At 67.9% G+C, this 16404-nt stretch carries 17 protein-coding genes and 2 tRNA genes; 11 read left to right on the forward strand and 8 right to left on the reverse strand.

Annotated features, from left to right (window positions below; all coding sequences use genetic code 11):
• Positions 1-118: 118 nt before the first annotated feature.
• Both ACFQQC_RS09705 and ACFQQC_RS09710 read right to left on the reverse strand, forming a co-directional pair.
• Positions 119-192, reverse strand: a tRNA-Gly gene (locus ACFQQC_RS09705).
• A 76-nt stretch (positions 193-268) separates the two neighbouring features.
• Positions 269-352 (reverse strand) — tRNA-Tyr (locus tag ACFQQC_RS09710).
• 224 nt (positions 353-576) lie between these two features.
• On the opposite strand from ACFQQC_RS09710, the gene rlmB reads away from it, so the two are divergent.
• Genes rlmB through ACFQQC_RS09730 form a run of 4 tightly spaced genes read left to right on the forward strand, consistent with a single transcriptional unit; the run spans position 577 to position 3787 of the window.
• Complete coding sequence (gene rlmB / locus ACFQQC_RS09715; RefSeq protein ID WP_376862124.1) at positions 577-1428, forward strand: 23S rRNA (guanosine(2251)-2'-O)-methyltransferase RlmB; 852 nt, start codon at positions 577-579, stop codon at positions 1426-1428.
• 39 nt (positions 1429-1467) lie between these two features.
• Positions 1468-2310 carry a TerC family protein gene (locus ACFQQC_RS09720; RefSeq protein WP_376862126.1) on the forward strand — a complete coding sequence of 281 codons (843 nt, stop codon included), beginning with the start codon at positions 1468-1470 and terminating at the stop codon, positions 2308-2310.
• Positions 2311-2312: 2 nt separating this feature from the next.
• A complete protein-coding gene (locus ACFQQC_RS09725; RefSeq protein WP_376862128.1) occupies positions 2313-2663 on the forward strand; it encodes a hypothetical protein in 351 nt (116 codons plus the stop codon).
• Positions 2663-3787, forward strand: a complete 1125-nt coding sequence (locus tag ACFQQC_RS09730) for a glutathionylspermidine synthase family protein (RefSeq protein ID WP_376862130.1) — start codon at positions 2663-2665, stop codon at positions 3785-3787. Before ACFQQC_RS09725 ends, ACFQQC_RS09730 begins: the two co-directional genes overlap by 1 nt.
• 7 nt (positions 3788-3794) lie before the next feature.
• On the opposite strand, the gene ACFQQC_RS09735 is transcribed toward ACFQQC_RS09730, so the two are convergent.
• The 3 genes from ACFQQC_RS09735 to metG all read right to left on the reverse strand — a co-directional run bounded on the left by ACFQQC_RS09735 (position 3795) and on the right by metG (position 6751).
• Positions 3795-4451 (reverse strand): lysozyme inhibitor LprI family protein, encoded by a 657-nt coding sequence (locus ACFQQC_RS09735; protein WP_376862132.1) that lies wholly within the window; start codon positions 4449-4451, stop codon positions 3795-3797.
• A 141-nt stretch (positions 4452-4592) separates the two neighbouring features.
• Positions 4593-4988, reverse strand: a complete 396-nt coding sequence (locus ACFQQC_RS09740; protein WP_376862134.1) for a lysozyme inhibitor LprI family protein — start codon at positions 4986-4988, stop codon at positions 4593-4595.
• Positions 4989-5044: 56 nt separating this feature from the next.
• Entirely contained in the window at positions 5045-6751 is a 1707-nt protein-coding gene (gene metG / locus ACFQQC_RS09745) for a methionine--tRNA ligase (protein WP_376862135.1), read from the reverse strand.
• 161 nt (positions 6752-6912) lie between these two features.
• Here metG and ACFQQC_RS09750 point away from each other — a divergent pair, with 161 nt between their 5' ends.
• Entirely contained in the window at positions 6913-7665 is a 753-nt protein-coding gene (locus ACFQQC_RS09750) for a hypothetical protein (RefSeq protein ID WP_376862137.1), read from the forward strand.
• Here the strand turns inward: ACFQQC_RS09750 and ACFQQC_RS09755 are convergent.
• Positions 7662-9011 (reverse strand): MATE family efflux transporter, encoded by a 1350-nt coding sequence (locus tag ACFQQC_RS09755; protein ID WP_376862139.1) that lies wholly within the window; start codon positions 9009-9011, stop codon positions 7662-7664. The two genes, ACFQQC_RS09750 and ACFQQC_RS09755, sit on opposite strands and share 4 nt — an antisense overlap.
• A gap of 69 nt (positions 9012-9080) precedes the next feature.
• The gene (locus ACFQQC_RS09760) at positions 9081-9626 is read right to left on the reverse strand and encodes an NADPH-dependent FMN reductase (protein ID WP_376862141.1); all 546 of its coding nucleotides are present in this window, start codon (positions 9624-9626) and stop codon (positions 9081-9083) included.
• 95 nt (positions 9627-9721) lie between these two features.
• Here ACFQQC_RS09760 and ACFQQC_RS09765 point away from each other — a divergent pair, with 95 nt between their 5' ends.
• From ACFQQC_RS09765 to ACFQQC_RS09780, 4 genes are all read left to right on the forward strand, one after another.
• On the forward strand, positions 9722-11314 hold the full coding sequence (locus ACFQQC_RS09765) for a carboxyl transferase domain-containing protein (RefSeq protein ID WP_376862142.1): 1593 nt from the start codon (positions 9722-9724) through the stop codon (positions 11312-11314).
• A gap of 76 nt (positions 11315-11390) precedes the next feature.
• Positions 11391-11759, forward strand: coding sequence for a hypothetical protein (locus tag ACFQQC_RS09770; RefSeq protein ID WP_376862144.1), 369 nt, complete (start codon positions 11391-11393; stop codon positions 11757-11759).
• A 151-nt stretch (positions 11760-11910) separates the two neighbouring features.
• Complete coding sequence (locus ACFQQC_RS09775) at positions 11911-12819, forward strand: enoyl-CoA hydratase-related protein (protein ID WP_376862146.1); 909 nt, start codon at positions 11911-11913, stop codon at positions 12817-12819.
• A 217-nt stretch (positions 12820-13036) separates the two neighbouring features.
• On the forward strand, positions 13037-14929 hold the full coding sequence (locus ACFQQC_RS09780; protein WP_376862671.1) for an acetyl/propionyl/methylcrotonyl-CoA carboxylase subunit alpha: 1893 nt from the start codon (positions 13037-13039) through the stop codon (positions 14927-14929).
• 37 nt (positions 14930-14966) lie between these two features.
• Here ACFQQC_RS09780 and ACFQQC_RS09785 read toward each other — a convergent pair whose 3' ends face one another.
• Entirely contained in the window at positions 14967-15263 is a 297-nt protein-coding gene (locus ACFQQC_RS09785) for a putative quinol monooxygenase (protein WP_376862148.1), read from the reverse strand.
• A 299-nt stretch (positions 15264-15562) separates the two neighbouring features.
• On the opposite strand from ACFQQC_RS09785, the gene ACFQQC_RS09790 reads away from it, so the two are divergent.
• A complete protein-coding gene (locus ACFQQC_RS09790) occupies positions 15563-15961 on the forward strand; it encodes a DUF1489 family protein (protein ID WP_376862150.1) in 399 nt (132 codons plus the stop codon).
• A 61-nt stretch (positions 15962-16022) separates the two neighbouring features.
• Positions 16023-16376, forward strand: coding sequence for a hypothetical protein (locus tag ACFQQC_RS09795; protein ID WP_376862152.1), 354 nt, complete (start codon positions 16023-16025; stop codon positions 16374-16376).
• The last annotated feature ends 28 nt before the right edge of the window (positions 16377-16404 follow it).

The raw sequence follows: 16404 nt of genomic DNA on the forward strand, positions 1-16404 counted from the left end.
CGATCGTGCCGATGTTGCAGTGCGGCTTGGTGCGTTCGAACTTTTCCTTGGCCATGGCCAAACTCCTGATGGCCCTGGCCCAGCATGGGGATGGGGGCGCTGTCTGCTTTCAAAACCTTGGAGCGGGTAGACGGAATCGAACCGACATATTCAGCTTGGAAGGCTGCTGTACTACCATTGTACTATACCCGCGCGGAGACTGCGTCGGGCCTGAAGGACCTCCGCAGCCGACCCGATATGGGGTCCGGTCCGTCGTTTCGAAAGCGCGTGGTGGGGGAAGCAGGACTCGAACCTGCGAAGCTTACGCAGGGGATTTACAGTCCCCCCCCTTTGCCGCTCGGGACATTCCCCCAGCGCGCTTTTCAAACCGTCGGATACCTCGCGAGGGCGACCTTTCGATCAACTTCGCAACAAAGGCCCTCGTGATCCTGCGATGGCTGCTTTAGAAGCCGCCGCCAGACCCGAAAGCCCTCAGGGCTCCAAATCGGAGGGCGTCTTATAGTGTCGAGAATTTCAGAACGCAATGACCGGAAATCGGGCAAGAAAACGGCCCCCTCCGGCAAGCCCGGCGGGCGTTTGAGCGGTTCCGGCCCGCAAGGGGCCAAAGGAAATAATCGCGGCGACTGGAGCCCCGAACGCCCTTCGGCGCCCCGGAGTGATTCCGGCGGCCATTCGGGTAACCGCGCTCCGCGGGGGAACAAGGTCGACGCCGACAACTGGCTGTGGGGCCGCCACCCGGTTCTGGCCGCCCTCGCCAACCCCGCCCGCAAGGGGATGGGCCGGCTGCTGGTCACCGCCGACCGCGCGGAAGAAATCGAGCGCGACCGTCTGGCCCCCAACGGCCACCGCGCCGAGATCATCGACGGCCCCGCCCTCGCCCGCATGCTGCCCGCCGGCGCGGTGCATCAGGGCATGGCCTTCAAGGTCGCCCCGCTGGAAGGCGTGGCGCTGGAAGACATCGCCGAGGACGCATCCGGCGTCATCGTCATGCTGGACCAGCTGACCGACCCCCAGAACGTCGGCGCCATCTTCCGCTCGGCCCTGGCCTTCGGCGCGAAGGGGATCGTCGTGCAGGATCGTCACTCCCCCGCCCTCGCCGGCGCGCTGGCCAAGGCCTCCGCCGGCGCCACCGAACGCCTGCCCTGCGCCCGGGTGACGAATCTGTCCCGCGCGCTGGAGAAGCTGTCCGACATGGGCTGGCGGGCCATCGGCATGGACGGCTCGGCCGAGCTGACGCTGGAACAGGCGCTGGACGCCCAGCCGACCGTCATCGTCATGGGCTCCGAGGGCGACGGCGTACGCCGTCTGGTGGCCGAACATTGCGAGGCCATGGCGAAGATTCCCATGCCCGGCGGATTCGAGAGCCTGAACGTCTCCAACGCCGCCGCCATCGCCCTTTATGAGGCCGCGCGAAAACAGGGCGGCTGACCGGCTGACAGAATGTCGCAGGGAGGCTAGAGAGCGCGAATGGAATTCCTCTCTTCTCCCGAACTCGGCTCCCAGCTGACCGCCCTCGGTCAGGTGGTCATGATGGATCTCGTGCTGGCCGGCGATAACGCCGTGGCCGTGGGTCTGGCCGCCGCCGCCCTGCCGCAGGAACAGCGCAAGAAGGCGATCATGATCGGTCTCGTGGCCGCCGTGGTCATGCGCATCGGATTCGCGCTGGTCACCGGCTGGCTGATGGGCCTGATCGGCCTGCTGCTGGCCGGCGGCTTCCTGCTGCTGTGGGTCTGCTGGAAGATGTGGCGCGAACTGCGCGAGCAGGCGACCCACGACCAGGCCGAGGCCGAGAAGGAACTCGAGCTGGCCATGAGCATCGAGCACGGCACCGGTCCGTCGCCCGAGGAGCTGGGCCTGAAGCGCAAGACCTTCGGCGCCGCCCTGGTCCAGATCATGATCGCCGACATCACCATGTCGCTGGACAATGTGCTGGCCGTCGCCGGCGCCGCGCACGAGCATCCGTGGATCATGGTCTTCGGTCTGGTGCTCTCGATCGGCCTGATGGGCGTGGCGGCGACCTATATCGCCAAGCTGCTGCACCGCTTCCGCTGGATCGGCTACGTCGGTCTGGTCATCGTCCTGTACGTGGCCCTGCACATGATCTGGGACGGCTACCGCGCCACCGTGGTCCGCACCCACAACCTGGCCCAGCACAACGCCGCCATCCCCGCCTTCCTGCAGATCAAGCCGGAAGAGGTGCAGAAATTCTGCCGCGCCGAGGCGGAAGGCTCTAAACGTCAGTTGTGCCTGACCCAGCCGGGCGCCACGCCCGCCGACCTGCCGCCCCCGATCACGGTTCCCGCCACCTGAGCATGACCCAAAGCCTATCGAAGAGCCCGTCGAAGACCCCGCTGCAGTCCGCCGTCCGGCACCTGTCGTTCGCGACGGGCGTAGCGGCGGCCCTGTCGATCACGGCCTGCCAGCAGCAGCCGGCGCAGCAGCAGGCCTCGACCCGCATCTGCACCGATGCGGACGGCAAGCGGATCCCGGACGAGAACTGCCATCGCTCGGGCGGCGGCGCGGGTTCGGCGGCGCTCTGGTATTTCGGGGCCGCGGCCCTGGCCCGCACGGCCTATGGCCAGCGCGCCAGCGGCGGCAGCTACACCGCCCCGGAAAGCAGCCGGGGCTTCGGCGCCACCGCGCGCGGCACCGCGGGCGGCTGATGCTCCGTCAGACGCTGACGCCCCGTCCCGACTGGCGCGAGCGGGTCGAGGCCCTCGGCCTCGTCTGGCACACCGCCGCCGACCAGCCTTACTGGAACGAGACCGCCTGCTACCGCTTCGACCGCCGCCAGATCCGCCAGATCGAGCAGGCGACCGAGGAGCTGTACCAGCTGTGCCTGACCGCCGGTCAGCACATCATCGACCAGAACCTGTTCGGTCGCTTCGGCATCCCGGATTTCGCCGTCCCCCTGATCCGCAAGGCGTGGGACGAGGAGCCGCCGGCGCTGAACTACGGCCGGTTCGACCTCGGCTATGACGGCGTCTCGCCGCCGAAGATGTTCGAGTTCAACTGCGACACCCCCACCTCCCTGCTGGAGGCGGCGGTCGTCCAGTGGGACTGGCTGGAAGCGGTCTTCCCCGGTCGGGACCAGTTCAACAGCCTGCATGACGCCCTGATCGCCCGCTGGCGCGAGATCGGCCCCGCCCTGCCCCAGCCCGTCCACTTCACCTGGGCCGAGGAAGGCGCGGCTGAGGACGCCGTCACCGTCGCCTACATGGCTGATCTGGCCCGCGAGGGCGGCGTCCAGAGCCTGCCCGTGCCGATCCATCGCATCGAATGGACCGGCCTCCGTTTCGCCGACCCAACCGGCAATCCGATCAAGGCCCTGTACCATCTCTATCCGTGGGAATGGCTGGTCAGCGAGGGCTACGGCTCGCGCATCGCCCATGCCCCCAATCTCTGGATCGAACCGATCTGGAAGATGATCTGGTCGAACAAGGCCCTGCTGCCGATCCTGTGGGACCTGTTCCCCAACCATCCGAACCTGCTGGAGGCCTCGTTCGAGCCCCTGCCGGGCGACCACGCCCGCAAGCCGATCCTGGCGCGCGAGGGGGCCAACATCTCCATCGTGAAGGACGGCAAGGTCGCTGAGGCCACCGGCGGCGACTACGGCGACGAGGGCTACGTCTGGCAGCGCCTCTACGACCTGCCCGACTTCGATGGCCATCGCCCGGTGATCGGCAGCTGGATCGTCGACGGCGCCGCCGTCGGCATGGGCATCCGCGAAGCCGGGCTGATCACCGGCAACACGGCGCGCTTCGTGCCGCACGTGATCGAGGGCTGAGCGCCTTTTACCGCGTCAGGAAATAGGCCTCGCCCAGATGGCCGTTGGCGCCGCAGTAGGGACGCGAACCGCCCTGTCCGCCGGGCGCCAGCTCCTCGACCTTCAGATAGCCCTGATACAGCGACAGGCGGATGCGCCAGCCGTCGCCGCCGTCAATCGTGATGACGCGATCTCCGACCTGCCCCCGCCCCGACACATTGCAGAGCCAGCGGGCGTTGACCGGATGGGCGGCGCCGATGTCGACCGACACCTGTCCCTTCTCCAGCGTGCGGATTTCGATCTCTCCGGCCGCATTGCGCCAGACGCCCTGAATATGGGTCGCGGGGGTGGTCCGCAGGCGGTCCAGAAAGGCGATCCGGTCATCCATACGGTCGGACAGATTGGGGAAGTCGCGGAAGCCGCCGCGCGTGCTGTTCTCCTGCCACTCGTCCCGCGCGCCGAGGAACCACCGCTGGTCCCGCGTCAGGGCCTCGCGCATCGGCGGGGTCATGGCCCGACGAACCTCGACGTAACGATCGGCCAGCCCCCGATCCAGCCGCCCAAGCCGGGGATCGGCGCAGATGGCGTGCTCAGCCGGGGTCGAGGCGCGCGCACAGTTGAACGACGGCTGGCTGACCTGCGGCGCGGCGGTCAGGGCGGCGGAAAGGGCGAGAACGCTGAACACTGAGATGATCCCCGTTGTTGACCGCTATCGTCATCCCGGCGAAGGCCGGGACCCAGCGGCGCCGCGACGGCGGCGAAACACCGGCCGCCACGGTCAAGGCTGAACGCCGAAAACGAACCTGGGCTCCCCACAGATCGGCTGCTACGCGCCGCCGTAACGCGCCTCGAAGGCGGCGAGCTGCCGGTTGCGGTCCTGATAGTGGGTGATCTCGCAGTCCAGCGAGTCCAGGGCGAAGGCGTTGCCTTCCCCGAACAGGGCCTCGCCCGCCCGGCAATCGGCCGCGACAAAAGCGGCCCAGTGCGTCTGCGCCTGGTCGAGCGACTGCTTCGCCTGCTGCGGATTGACCCCGCCCTCCGCCGGAAGCCGGTCCAGCCATTGATTGATCCGCGACAGGACCGCCCGTTGGTCGGCCTCCACCTGCTCGCGCCGTTCGCCGTAGCAGGCGACGGTCTCCAGATGACCGCTCGGCCTCGCACAATCCCGCGGCGGCTCCTGACCGGCGACAGCGACGACAGACAGCAGAACGGCGAACAGCATCACGCGACTCCTCTGGAACCCCCTCTGAACGCCGGTTCAGCCTGGCGGTTCGTGGTTCAGCCTTCGGCCCCGCCAAAGCGTTCCGACCACTCCGCCACCTGTTCGTCCTCGACCTTGGCGAACAGGACGCTGGCGGCGGCGACCGGCTGGCCGACGGGCAGCAGGTTGAACAGGTCCTCGTTCGCCGAAGGCCACGACAGGTCGGTTGAGCCCACGGTGGCCGCGATCTTCTCGGCCGAGGCCGGGATGATCGGGGCGGCCAGACGGGCGAACAGGGCGACCAGATTCAGCGCCAGACGCGTCGCGGTCTCGGCCCGCTCCACATCGGTCTTGAACGCCGTCCAGGGCGCCGCGACCTGCAGATACTCATTGCCCAGCACCCAGACAGCGCGGATCGACTGCGCCGCCTTGCGGAATTCCATGTCGTCCAGATTGGCGGTGGCCTCGGCCACGCCGTCGCGGATCTGCTTCAGGAAGTCCTGATCCACGTCCGTCAGCGCCCCGCCCTGCGGCGCCACCCCACCGAACTTCGACTCGGTGAACTTCACGATCCGGTTGACGAAATTGCCCAGCACGTCGGCCAGGTCCTTGTTCGTCGTCGACTGGAACTGCTCCCAGGTGAAGGCCGCGTCGGAATGCTCCGGCCCATAGGCCGTCAGGTGCCACCGCCAGTAGTCGGCGGGCAGCAGCTCCAGCGCCTGATCCATGAAGACGCCGCGCTTCTGGCTGGTCGAGAATTTCCCGCCGTACCAGTTCAGCCAGTTAAAGGCCTTCAGCTGGTCGACCATCTTCCAGGGCTCGCCCGAGCCGATGATCGTCGCCGGGAAGCTGACGGTGTGGAAGGCGACGTTGTCCTTGCCCATGAACTGGACGTAGCGGACGTCGTCGGCGCCTTCGTCGGTGCGCCACCAGCTGCGCCAGTCGCCGCCCTTGGCGTCGGCCCATTCCTCGGTCGCGCCGATGTATTCGATGGGGGCGTCGAACCAGACGTAGAAGACCTTGCCCTCCATGCCCGGACGCGGTCCGCCGTCGGGACCGACCACCGGCACGCCCCACTTCAGGTCGCGGGTGATGCCCCGGTCGATCAGGCCTTCATCGAGGTGCTTGTAGGCGATGGACTTGGCCAGCGTCTGCCAGTCGGTCTTGGTGCCGACCCAGTCGCGGATCGGCTGCTCGACCTTGGTCTGCAGCAGATACAGGTGACGGGTGTCGCGCACCTCGAGGTTCTTGGACCCCGAAACCGACGAATAGGGATCAATCAGATCGGTCGGGTCCAGCAGGCGGCCGCAGTTGTCGCACTGGTCGCCGCGCGCGCCGACATGGCCGCAGTGCGGGCAGGTGCCCTCGACATAGCGGTCCGGCAGGAAGCGGGCGTCGTCGATCGAATAGATCATCCGGTCGACCCGCTCCTCGATCAGCCCCTTCTCCTCCAGCACCTTCGCAAAGTGCTGGGTCAGGCGTCGGTTCGGTTCGTTCGACGACCGGCCGAACCAGTCGTAGCTCAGGCCGAAGGCTTCACCGGCCTTCTTCTGGATTTCGTGCTGCTCATCGCAATAGGTGCGGACGTCCTGCCCGGCGGCGGCGGCGGCCAGCTCGGCCGGGGTGCCGTGCTCGTCGGTGGCGCAGATGTAGAGGACGTCATGCCCCTGCCCGCGCTTGAACCGCGCCCACACGTCCGCCGGCAGCATCGAGCCCGCCAGATTCCCCAGATGCTTGATGCCGTTGATGTAGGGCAGCGCCGAGGTGATAAGGATGCGGGCCATGATGTTCCGTAGGTCTTGGGGAGGCGACGGATATAGAGGGCGAATGGGGACTCGTCACCTTGGCAGACAGGCCCGGCGCATCGCCCTCACATCCTTACCGCGACTTAACTTGCCGCCGCGCGCATTGCGCGCGCAACCTCGCTGGATCGGAGGGGGCTCCCATGTGGTCTGATATCAAATCCAGCTATGGCGTCGGCTTCAGATTCGCGCTCGCATTCCCGCTGATCTTCCTGATCCCGCCCGTCGTCGAGTTCGTCCAGCACATCATCGAGTGGCGAATCGGCATGTTCGAAGGCCTTGGGCAGGCCGAGGCGCTCGCCACCCATCCCGCCCGGACCGGCTTCGGCTATGTGAAGTTCGCCGCCCTGCTCATCGTCGGCCTCTGGCTCAGCCGCTTCATCCACAGCGGCGGCGACCGGCGCGTGACCGGCGCCGTCGGGCTCAGGACCATCACAGCCTTCATTCCCGTCATCATCGTCTTCCTCGCCCTCGACTTCGGCCAGGGCGCCCTCAAGCCGTGGACCAGCGCGGACGCCCTCGGTCAGGCGGGCGCGGCGCTTGCCGGGATCGGCCTCTTCCTGCTCGGCTCGATCCTGCAGGTGCTGCTGGCCGGCTGGCGGGTCGGCGTGGCGCTGGGCGACCGCCGGATGCGCTTCCTCGCCTCGATCCGGAAGAGTCTGCCCGTGCTCTTTCCCGGCATGGCGCTCTATTTCGTCGTCTTCCTGCCCCTGTTGGTCCTGCACGAGCTGATGAACCTCGGCATGATCCTCAGCGGAGAAGGTCCGGCGATGTGGGCGCTGTTCGTGGCGGACAGCCTGTTCGTCGGCCTGATCGCGGCGGCGCTGTGGAATGTCTTCCACGCCATCTACCGCCGCGCGCTGGAGAAGGCGGGAGAGCCGCCGCTGGCCCTCTAGGCCAGCCGCCGCGCCACCCGCACGAACCGCCCGGTCAGCAGGGCGCCCGACACCAGGCTGGCGATGATCACCGCCCAGACCAGACCGTCCACGCCGATCCGGTGCGCCAGCACCCAGCCCAGCGGCATCATGATCGCGCCGTACGAGACGAAATGCATGATCGTCGGCCACCAGACGTCGCCCGCGGCGCGGTTGGCCTGCGCCGCGACGACCTGGATGCCGTCGGCCACGAAGAACAGGGTGGCCAGCACCAGCGCCGGTCCGGCGATGGCGATCAGGGCCGGATCGACCGTATAGGCCCGCACCAGCAGGTCCGCCGTCGGCCAGATGATCAGGGCCACCAGCAGCGCCAGCACCGTCACCACCCCGATCCCAGCGAAGCCCGCGCGCAGCACGCCCTCGCGGTCCTGTGCGCCATAGGCCCGGCCGACCAGCACCGCCGTCGCCGACGACAGGCCCATCGGCAGCATGAAGACGATGGCCGACATATTGATCACAATGGCCCAGCTGGCCGTCTCGTTCGTGCCCAGCAGGCCCGCGATCACCGTCATGGCCGCGAAGGCGCCGACCTCGATGAAGTTGGACGCGCCCGCGCCCAGACCGACCTTGACCTGCTCCCGCTCGGTCTCGCGATCCCGGGCGGGCTTGGTCCACAGATTCCAGCTCTTCGCCTCGGGCAGTCGCAGGATGTAGACGACCAGAAACACCGCCAACGCCAGACGCGCGCCGAACGTCGCCCAGGCCGAGGCGATGGCGCCGTCCACGCCGATCCCCAGAATGTCAGGCACCAGCAGCAGGTTCAGGCCGATGTTGACCCCGTTCGCCACCCACATGGCCCACATTCCGGGCTTGGGCTTGGACAGGCCTTCGAGGAAGAACTGGCCCGCCACCGAGATCAGGTAGAAGGGCATCGACAGGGCGAAGACCACCAGCGGGCCGGACGCTCCGGCGCCGAGGCCTTCCTCGAAGCTGACGTTGTTCATCACCCACGGGCCGAACACGGCCAGCGCCAGCATCGCGGCGATCCCGATCTGCAGCGCATAGACCATGCCCCGGCGCAGCACCGCGCCGATTTCACTGTGCCGCCCCTCGCCGCGCAGGCGGGCGGTGACGATCTGCACCCCCATCATCAGGCCCACCGCGGTCGTCAGCACCACCGACGACGGGGCCCAGGCCAGCGAATGGAAGGCCAGCTCGCGCGACGCATAGTGGCCGACCACGATCGCGTCGGTCAGCCCCATGGTCATGATGCCGATCCGCGCCAGCACCACCGGCCAGGCGAGATTCAGCAGTTCCTTCAGGGTGGCGCGGGTCTTGTCGTTCAGGGCGATCATGGGACGCGGCACAGGCCACGCCCCTCGCGCCGGGTCAACCGGGTTTGGGGATGGGAGGCATAAGCCCTCCTTCTGACCGGCTCAGCCGTGCTTCGCCACCAGCTTGCCGAACGCCGCCATGATGGTGGTCAGGAACGCCTTCGTCCCCTCCACCTTCACCTCGCCGTTTTCATCGAACAGCTCGCCCGCATTGCCGATATAGGCCTCGGGCTGTTGCAGGGTCGGCATGTCGAGGAAGACCAGCGACTGGCGCAGGTGATGGTTGGCCCCAAACCCGCCGATGGCGCCGGGCGACACCGTGACGACGGCCGCGGGCTTGCCCGACCAGATGCTGTGGCCATACGGGCGCGAGCCCACGTCGATGGCGTTCTTCAGCGCACTCGGAACCGAGCGGTTGTACTCGGGCGTCACGAAGACAACGCCGTCCACGCCGCGCATCTCGTCGCGGAACCGGGTCCAGGCGGCGGGCGCGTCCGTTTCCAGATCGGGATTGTACAGCGGCAGGTCGCCGATCTCGACGATCTGCCCTTCCATCCCCTCGGGCGCCGACCGGATCAGGGCCTCGGCCGTCAACCGGTTGAGCGAGCCCTTGCGCAGGCTGCCGACGATAAAGGCGATCTTGCTCATGGGAGGCTCCTTCGGGACGACCGTCGTCCGCCCCCTGATCTGGCGCCGCCGGGTCTGGTGGACAAGGGCGCGATGCAACGCCTAAACCTCACCCCATGCCGAAGCTGACCTCCGCCATCGACACCTCGTCCGCCGCCTTCAAGGCGCTGGACGCCCACAACCGCGCCCTGCGCGACGAACTGTATGCGAAGGTCGAAAAGGCCGGGCGCGGCGGCTCCGACGCCAGCCGCGAGCGCCACGTCTCGCGCGGCAAGCTGCTGCCGCGGGACCGGGTCGAGCGTCTGCTGGACCCCGGCTCCCCCTTCCTCGAGGTCGGCCAGCTGGCGGCCGGGGGCATGTACAATGACGAGGCGCCGGGCGCGGGCATGATCTGCGGCGTCGGCCGGGTCTCGGGCCGCGAGGTCATGATCGTCGCCAACGATCCGACCGTGAAGGGCGGCGCCTACTTCCCGATGACGGTGAAGAAGCACCTGCGCGCGCAGGAGATCGCCGAGCAGAACAACCTGCCCTGCGTCTATCTGGTCGATTCCGGCGGGGCCAACCTGCCGCACCAGGCCGAGGTCTTCCCCGACCGCGACCACTTCGGCCGCATCTTCTTCAACCAGGCCCGGATGTCGGCGAAGTCGATCCCCCAGATCGCCTGCGTCATGGGCTCGTGCACCGCGGGCGGCGCCTATGTCCCGGCCATGTCGGACGAGACCGTCATCGTCCGCAATCAGGGCACCATCTTCCTCGCCGGCCCGCCGCTGGTGAAGGCCGCCACCGGCGAGGTCATCTCGGCCGAGGAGCTGGGCGGCGCCGAGACCCACGGCCGCAAGTCCGGTGTCGTCGACCATGTCGCCGAGAATGACGAGCACGCGCTGGAGATCGTCCGCTCCATCGTCGGCAATCTGAACACCATCAAGAAGGTGGATCTGGACATGCGCGAGCCGCGCGCCCCCGCCCTGCCCGCCGAACAGCTTTACGGCATCATCCCCGATGACGTCCGCGCCCCCTATGACGTGCGCGAGGTCATCGCCCGCATCGTCGACGGCTCCGAGCTGGACGAGTTCAAGGCGCTCTACGGAACCAGCCTCGTCTGCGGCTTTGCCCGCATCTGGGGCTATCCGGTCGCCATCCTCGCCAACAACGGCGTCCTGTTCTCGGAGAGCGCCCAGAAGGGCGCCCACTTCATCGAACTGGCCTGCAAGCGGAAGATTCCCCTGCTGTTCCTGCAGAACATCTCGGGCTTCATGGTCGGCGGCAAATACGAGGCCGAGGGCATCGCCAAGCACGGCGCCAAGCTGGTCACCGCCGTGGCCAGCGCCGAGGTGCCCAAATTCACCGTCCTGATCGGCGGCAGCTTCGGCGCCGGCAACTACGGCATGTGCGGCCGCGCCTACAGCCCGCGCTTCCTCTTCACCTGGCCCAACAGCCGGATCTCGGTGATGGGCGGCGAACAGGCCGCATCGGTTCTGGCCACCGTCCACCGCGACGCCGACAGCTGGACGCCCGAACAGGCCGAAGCCTTCAAGGCGCCGGTGCGCCAGAAATACGAGGATGAGGGCAATCCGTATTACGCCTCCGCCCGCCTGTGGGACGACGGCGTCATCGACCCGGCCCAGACCCGCGACGTCCTCGGCCTCGCCATCTCCGCCTCGCTGAACGCCCCGATCCCGGAGACGACCTTCGGCGTGTTCCGGATGTGATGTCGGTCCGGGCGCATCCGAAGCCGGCTTCGCGCGTATTGCAAAGGTCTTCCCCGTCAGTCCGGAGTAACCGTCCATGATGACCGCCCCGTTCGCCGCCCTGCTGCTCACGGCCTTCGCGCCGCCGGTCGACACCCCGGTGATTTTCCCCGCCGACTTCCACGGCCGTTGGGATCTCAGCGTCGAGGCCTGCCAGCGCGACGAAAGCGGCACGGCCCTGACGGTCACCGACCGCCAGATCATCGGCTATGAGGACACCTCGACCCTGAAGTCGGCCCGCTTCCTGGACGGCGGCTCCCTGCACGTGTTCGTGGAGAACCAGTCCTCGGACGGCGATCGCGAGATCCAGATGGTCATCTGGCGCAGCTCCGACGGCGGCGAATGGCTGAACATTGAAGGCGACGCCCGCCCGCAGGCCGTCCGCTACGCCCGCTGCGCGGGGTAGCCACCTAGCCTGACGGATGAGGGGTCGCGCGGCCCCGTCCGGTCCGCTATTCCGGACGCATACGCCAAAGCTGGCGCCCTCATCCGACCCGCCGCGCGGGCCGCCTTCTCCCCGAGGGGAGAAGGATCACGTTTCAAACGTTGGAACACTCATGACCGACAAGAAGCCCACCGAAACCCAGCCCGAAGACGCCCTCGACATCACCGACGCCGAGGCGGCCGAGATCAACAGCATCGCCCATCCGCTGCTGGCCGATCCGGCGCCGGACGCGAACGATGATCTGGTCCAGATCGACGCCACCGCCGACGGCGTGGTCTTCGTCACCATCAACCGCCCGGCCAAGCGCAACGCCTTCGACGCCGCCGTCATCGGCGCCCTGCGCGAAGCCTTCGAGACCCTGCACGGCGCCGACAAGGTGCGTCTGGTCTTCATCCGCGGCGCGGGCGGCACCTTCAGCGCGGGCGCCGACCTGGGCTGGATGAAGGACGCGGCCGGCTGGTCCGAGAGCGACAACCGCGACGACGCCATGGGTCTGGCGAAGATGCTCAAGGCCCTGCACGACGTCCCGGCCCTGACCTGCGCCATCGTCGAGGGCTCGGCCATGGGCGGCGGCGCCGGCATCGTGGCCGCCTGCGACATGGCCGTGGCCGTCGAGGGCGCCCGTTTCGCCTTCTCCGAGGTCAAGCTGGGCCTGATCCCCGCGACCATCGCCCCGTATGTGGTCGAGGCCATCGGCCCGCGCCGCGCGCGCCAGCTGTTCCTGACCGCCAACATCTTCGACGCCGACTACGCCGCCCACGCGGGCCTGATCGATCTGGTCCTGCCGGAGGGCTCGGTGGACGAATTCATCTCCATGCTGACCGACAGCCTCTCGGCCAACGCGCCGGGCGCCATGGGCGACGCCAAGCGTCTGGTCCATTACGTCGCCGGCCACGGCAAGATCGACACCGGCCTGCTGGACGAGACCGCCAAACGCATCGCCCGCGCCCGCGTCTCCGAAGAAGGCCAGGAAGGCGTCGCCGCCTTCCTTGAAAAACGCGCGCCCAAGTGGGCTGAGTAGGCTCAGGGGGGCAGCGCTTCGTCCTGTGAAGTCGGAGCCCGGAAAGTGATTAGTGATTGGTGATTAGTGGATGGCGGCTTCGGCGCCGGCGCCGGCGCCTGCCGCATCGGCGCCAGCGCTCGCGGCATCGAACCACTAATCACTAACCACCAATCACTTGCCATCCGCGCTGCATCCGGATGTGGCGCCGCCGCCCGTGCCGCACTACAACCGCGCCATGTTCAAATCCGTCCTTGTCGCCAACCGTGGCGAGATCGCCTGCCGCGTCTTCCGCACCGCCCGCGCGATGGGGATTCGCACCATCGCCGTCTATTCCGAGGCGGACGCCGACGCCCTGCATGTGCGCGAGGCCGATGAGGCCGTGCTGATCGGCCCGGCCGCCGCCCGCGAGTCCTATCTGGTCGCCGAAAAGGTGCTGCAGGCCGCCAAGGATACGGGCGCCGAGGCCATCCACCCCGGCTACGGCTTCCTGTCCGAGAACGCCGACTTCGCCGAGGCCGTGGCCGCCGCGGGCATCATCTGGATCGGACCGAAGCCGGAATCGATCCGCGCCATGGGCCTGAAGGACGCCGCGAAAAAGCTGATGATCGAGGCGGGCGTGCCCGTCACCCCGGGCTATCAGGGCGAGGACCAGTCGGACGAAACCCTGACCGCCGAGGCCAGCAAGATCGGCTTCCCCGTCCTGATCAAGGCCGTCGCCGGCGGCGGCGGCAAGGGCATGAAGAAGGTGGATCGCGCCGAGGACTTCGCCGACGGCCTGGCCTCGGCCCGCCGCGAGGGCCAGTCCTCCTTCGGCGACCCGCGCGTCCTGATCGAAAGCTACATCACCCGCCCGCGCCACATCGAGGTGCAGGTCTTCGGCGACAGCCACGGCACGGTCGTCCACCTGAACGAGCGCGACTGCTCGCTGCAGCGCCGCCACCAGAAGGTCATCGAGGAGGCCCCGGCCCCCGGCATGGATGAGGCGACGCGCGAGGCCGTCACCGCCGCCGCCGTCCGCGCGGCCAAGGCCGTGAACTACCAGGGCGCCGGCACCATCGAGTTCATCGCCGACGCCTCGAACGGCCTGAAGGCCGACCGCATCTGGTTCATGGAGATGAATACCCGGCTGCAGGTCGAACACCCGGTCACCGAGGCCATCACCGGCGTGGACCTCGTGGAATGGCAGTTCCGCATCGCCGCGGGCGAGCCCATCCCGCTGAAGCAGGAAGACATCGGCATCAACGGCTGGGCCATGGAGGCCCGCCTCTACGCCGAGGACCCGGCCAACGGCTTCCTGCCGTCGATCGGACGACTCGACCACTTCGTCATGCCCGAGGACGCCCGCGTCGACACCGGGGTCATGCAGGGCGGCGAGGTCAGCCAGTTCTACGATCCAATGATCGCCAAGCTGATCGTCCACGCCGACACCCGCGAGGACGCCGCCGCCGATCTGGCCGACGCCTGCGCCGACGTCGAGGTCTGGCCGGTCAAGACCAATGCGGGCTTCCTCGTCCGCTGTCTGGAGCATCCGCGCTTCATCGCGGGCGACGTGGACACCGGGTTCATCGCGGCGGAGTCAGACGCTCTGCTCCGGGTCGGAGAGCCGTCAGACCATGCCAAGGCAGTCGCGGCGATGCGCATCGCGAGCCCGGATTTTGATCGTGACGGCTGGTCGCCATGGGCGGTCTACGACAATGCGGGCTTCCGCCTGAATGGTGGTCGCCGTCGTCAGATCCGCGCCGTCATGAATGGCGCTCCGATGGTGGTCGACTATCCGGATGACCAGACCAACCTGACGGACTGGGTCAACGTCTTCGACGGCAAGTGGGTCTTCTTCGAGGACGGCGACACCTTCGCCTTCGAGCGTCCCGTCTACGCAGCCGGCGCCGCCTCCGGCCCCGCGTCCGACGGCTCCCTCCGCGCCCCCATGCCGGGCAAGATCGTCGCCGCTCCGGCGGTCGCGGGCGACACCGTCGCCAAGGGCGCACCTATCGTGGTGCTGGAAGCCATGAAGATGGAGCACGCCCTGATCGCCCCGTTCGACGGCGTGGTCGAAAGCGTCTCGGTCCAGGTCGGCGACCAGGTCGGCGACGGCGTGGTGCTGGCGGTGGTCACGCCCGCCGAGTGAGCCCCTTCCCCTCGAGGGGGAGGGCTTCCGGGTCAGATCACCCGATCCCCAGCCCGCCCACCGGCGTGGTCACCGTCGCGTCTTCGAAGGTCGCGATCAGCGGCAGCCCCTGACGCAGCACGGCCTTCACCGCCTCGTCCGCCAGCGCATCGCGGTGGGCGTCCTCGCTGATCCAGGTTTCAGTGACCCAGATCGCCTCGGCGTCGGCGGGGTCGTGGGCGACAATGTAGCTGAGGCAGCCGGGCATCCCCAGCGCCACGCGCTCAAGCAGGATCGCCGTCAGCGCGTCCCTCTGGCCCGCCCGGGCCGTCATCCGGCTGATCAGTCCGTACATAGCGCCGCCTTCCGTTGCGGCAGCGTTTACGCGTGCAAGAACCCCTTGTCTTCACAGGGAAACTACTGAGAACCACATTAACGTCGGTCACCAGAACAGCGGCGAAGGTTCGCGGAAAAGTGGCGAACGACGGAGCCCGGAAGGGTGATTGGTGACTGGTGATTGGTGATTGATGGCTTCAACACCGGCGCCTGCCTCGACCGCCCCGGCGCCCGCCCCAGACAATCACCAATCACCAACCACCAATCACCTCACATCCCCGCTGGCGCCGAGTCACGCACCGGCCCATATCCAGCCCCATGCCCCTGCACATGATCAAGCTCTGCGTCGGCGTCTCCGAGGTCGAGTGGCTGGAATCCCGCGCCGCCAAGGGCCAGCCGCTCATCGTCCACACCCGCATGACGCCCAAGCGCGCGACCGAGATGGAGGACGGCGGCTCCCTCTACTGGGTCATCAAGGGCTCGGTTCTGTGCCGCCAGCCGATCCTCGACATCAGCACGCTGGGCGAAGGCGGCCAGAGCCGCTGCGAGATCACCCTGGAGCCCCGCGTCATCCGCACCGCCCCCCTCGCCCGCCGCCCCTTCCAGGGCTGGCGTTACCTCGAGGCCAGGGACGCCCCGATCGACCTGACAACCGCCGACGCCACCGACCTCCCCGACGATCTGGCGCGGGAGCTGCGCGAACTCGGCGCCTGGTGACTATGGGCTCGCCGCCGCAACGGAACGCGCTATGGTCGATCCGTTACCGTGGAGCTCGTTCGTGATCAGCCTTGCCATCGCCACTCTTCTGACGATCTCGGGGCCTGACAATCTCTCCGGTTCGTCGGACGCAACGATCGAACGCGACTTCCGCTGCTACGCCGTTTCTATGGCGGCCCTGACGGCGGGAGAGGTGGAGGAGACTGAAATCCGCTATGTCACCGGAATGGCGGTCTATTATCTTGGCGGCCTTGATGCCCGGCAGACCGGAACGGATTGGATCGCCAAGGGGCAGCAGATGACATGGTCCGAGGCCAGCGCCTTGCTTCCGGAAATCGAAAGCGACTGCTGGAGACGTTATAGCGATCAGCTTCACCGGCTGGCCGACCTGCTCGGCGACACCGCTCGCCCCTAATCCCCAATCCCTAAGCCCTACTCCCTCA

Origin of the sequence: Brevundimonas sp. GCM10030266, from assembly GCF_042666595.1 — a bacterium.
GTDB lineage: Bacteria > Pseudomonadota > Alphaproteobacteria > Caulobacterales > Caulobacteraceae > Brevundimonas.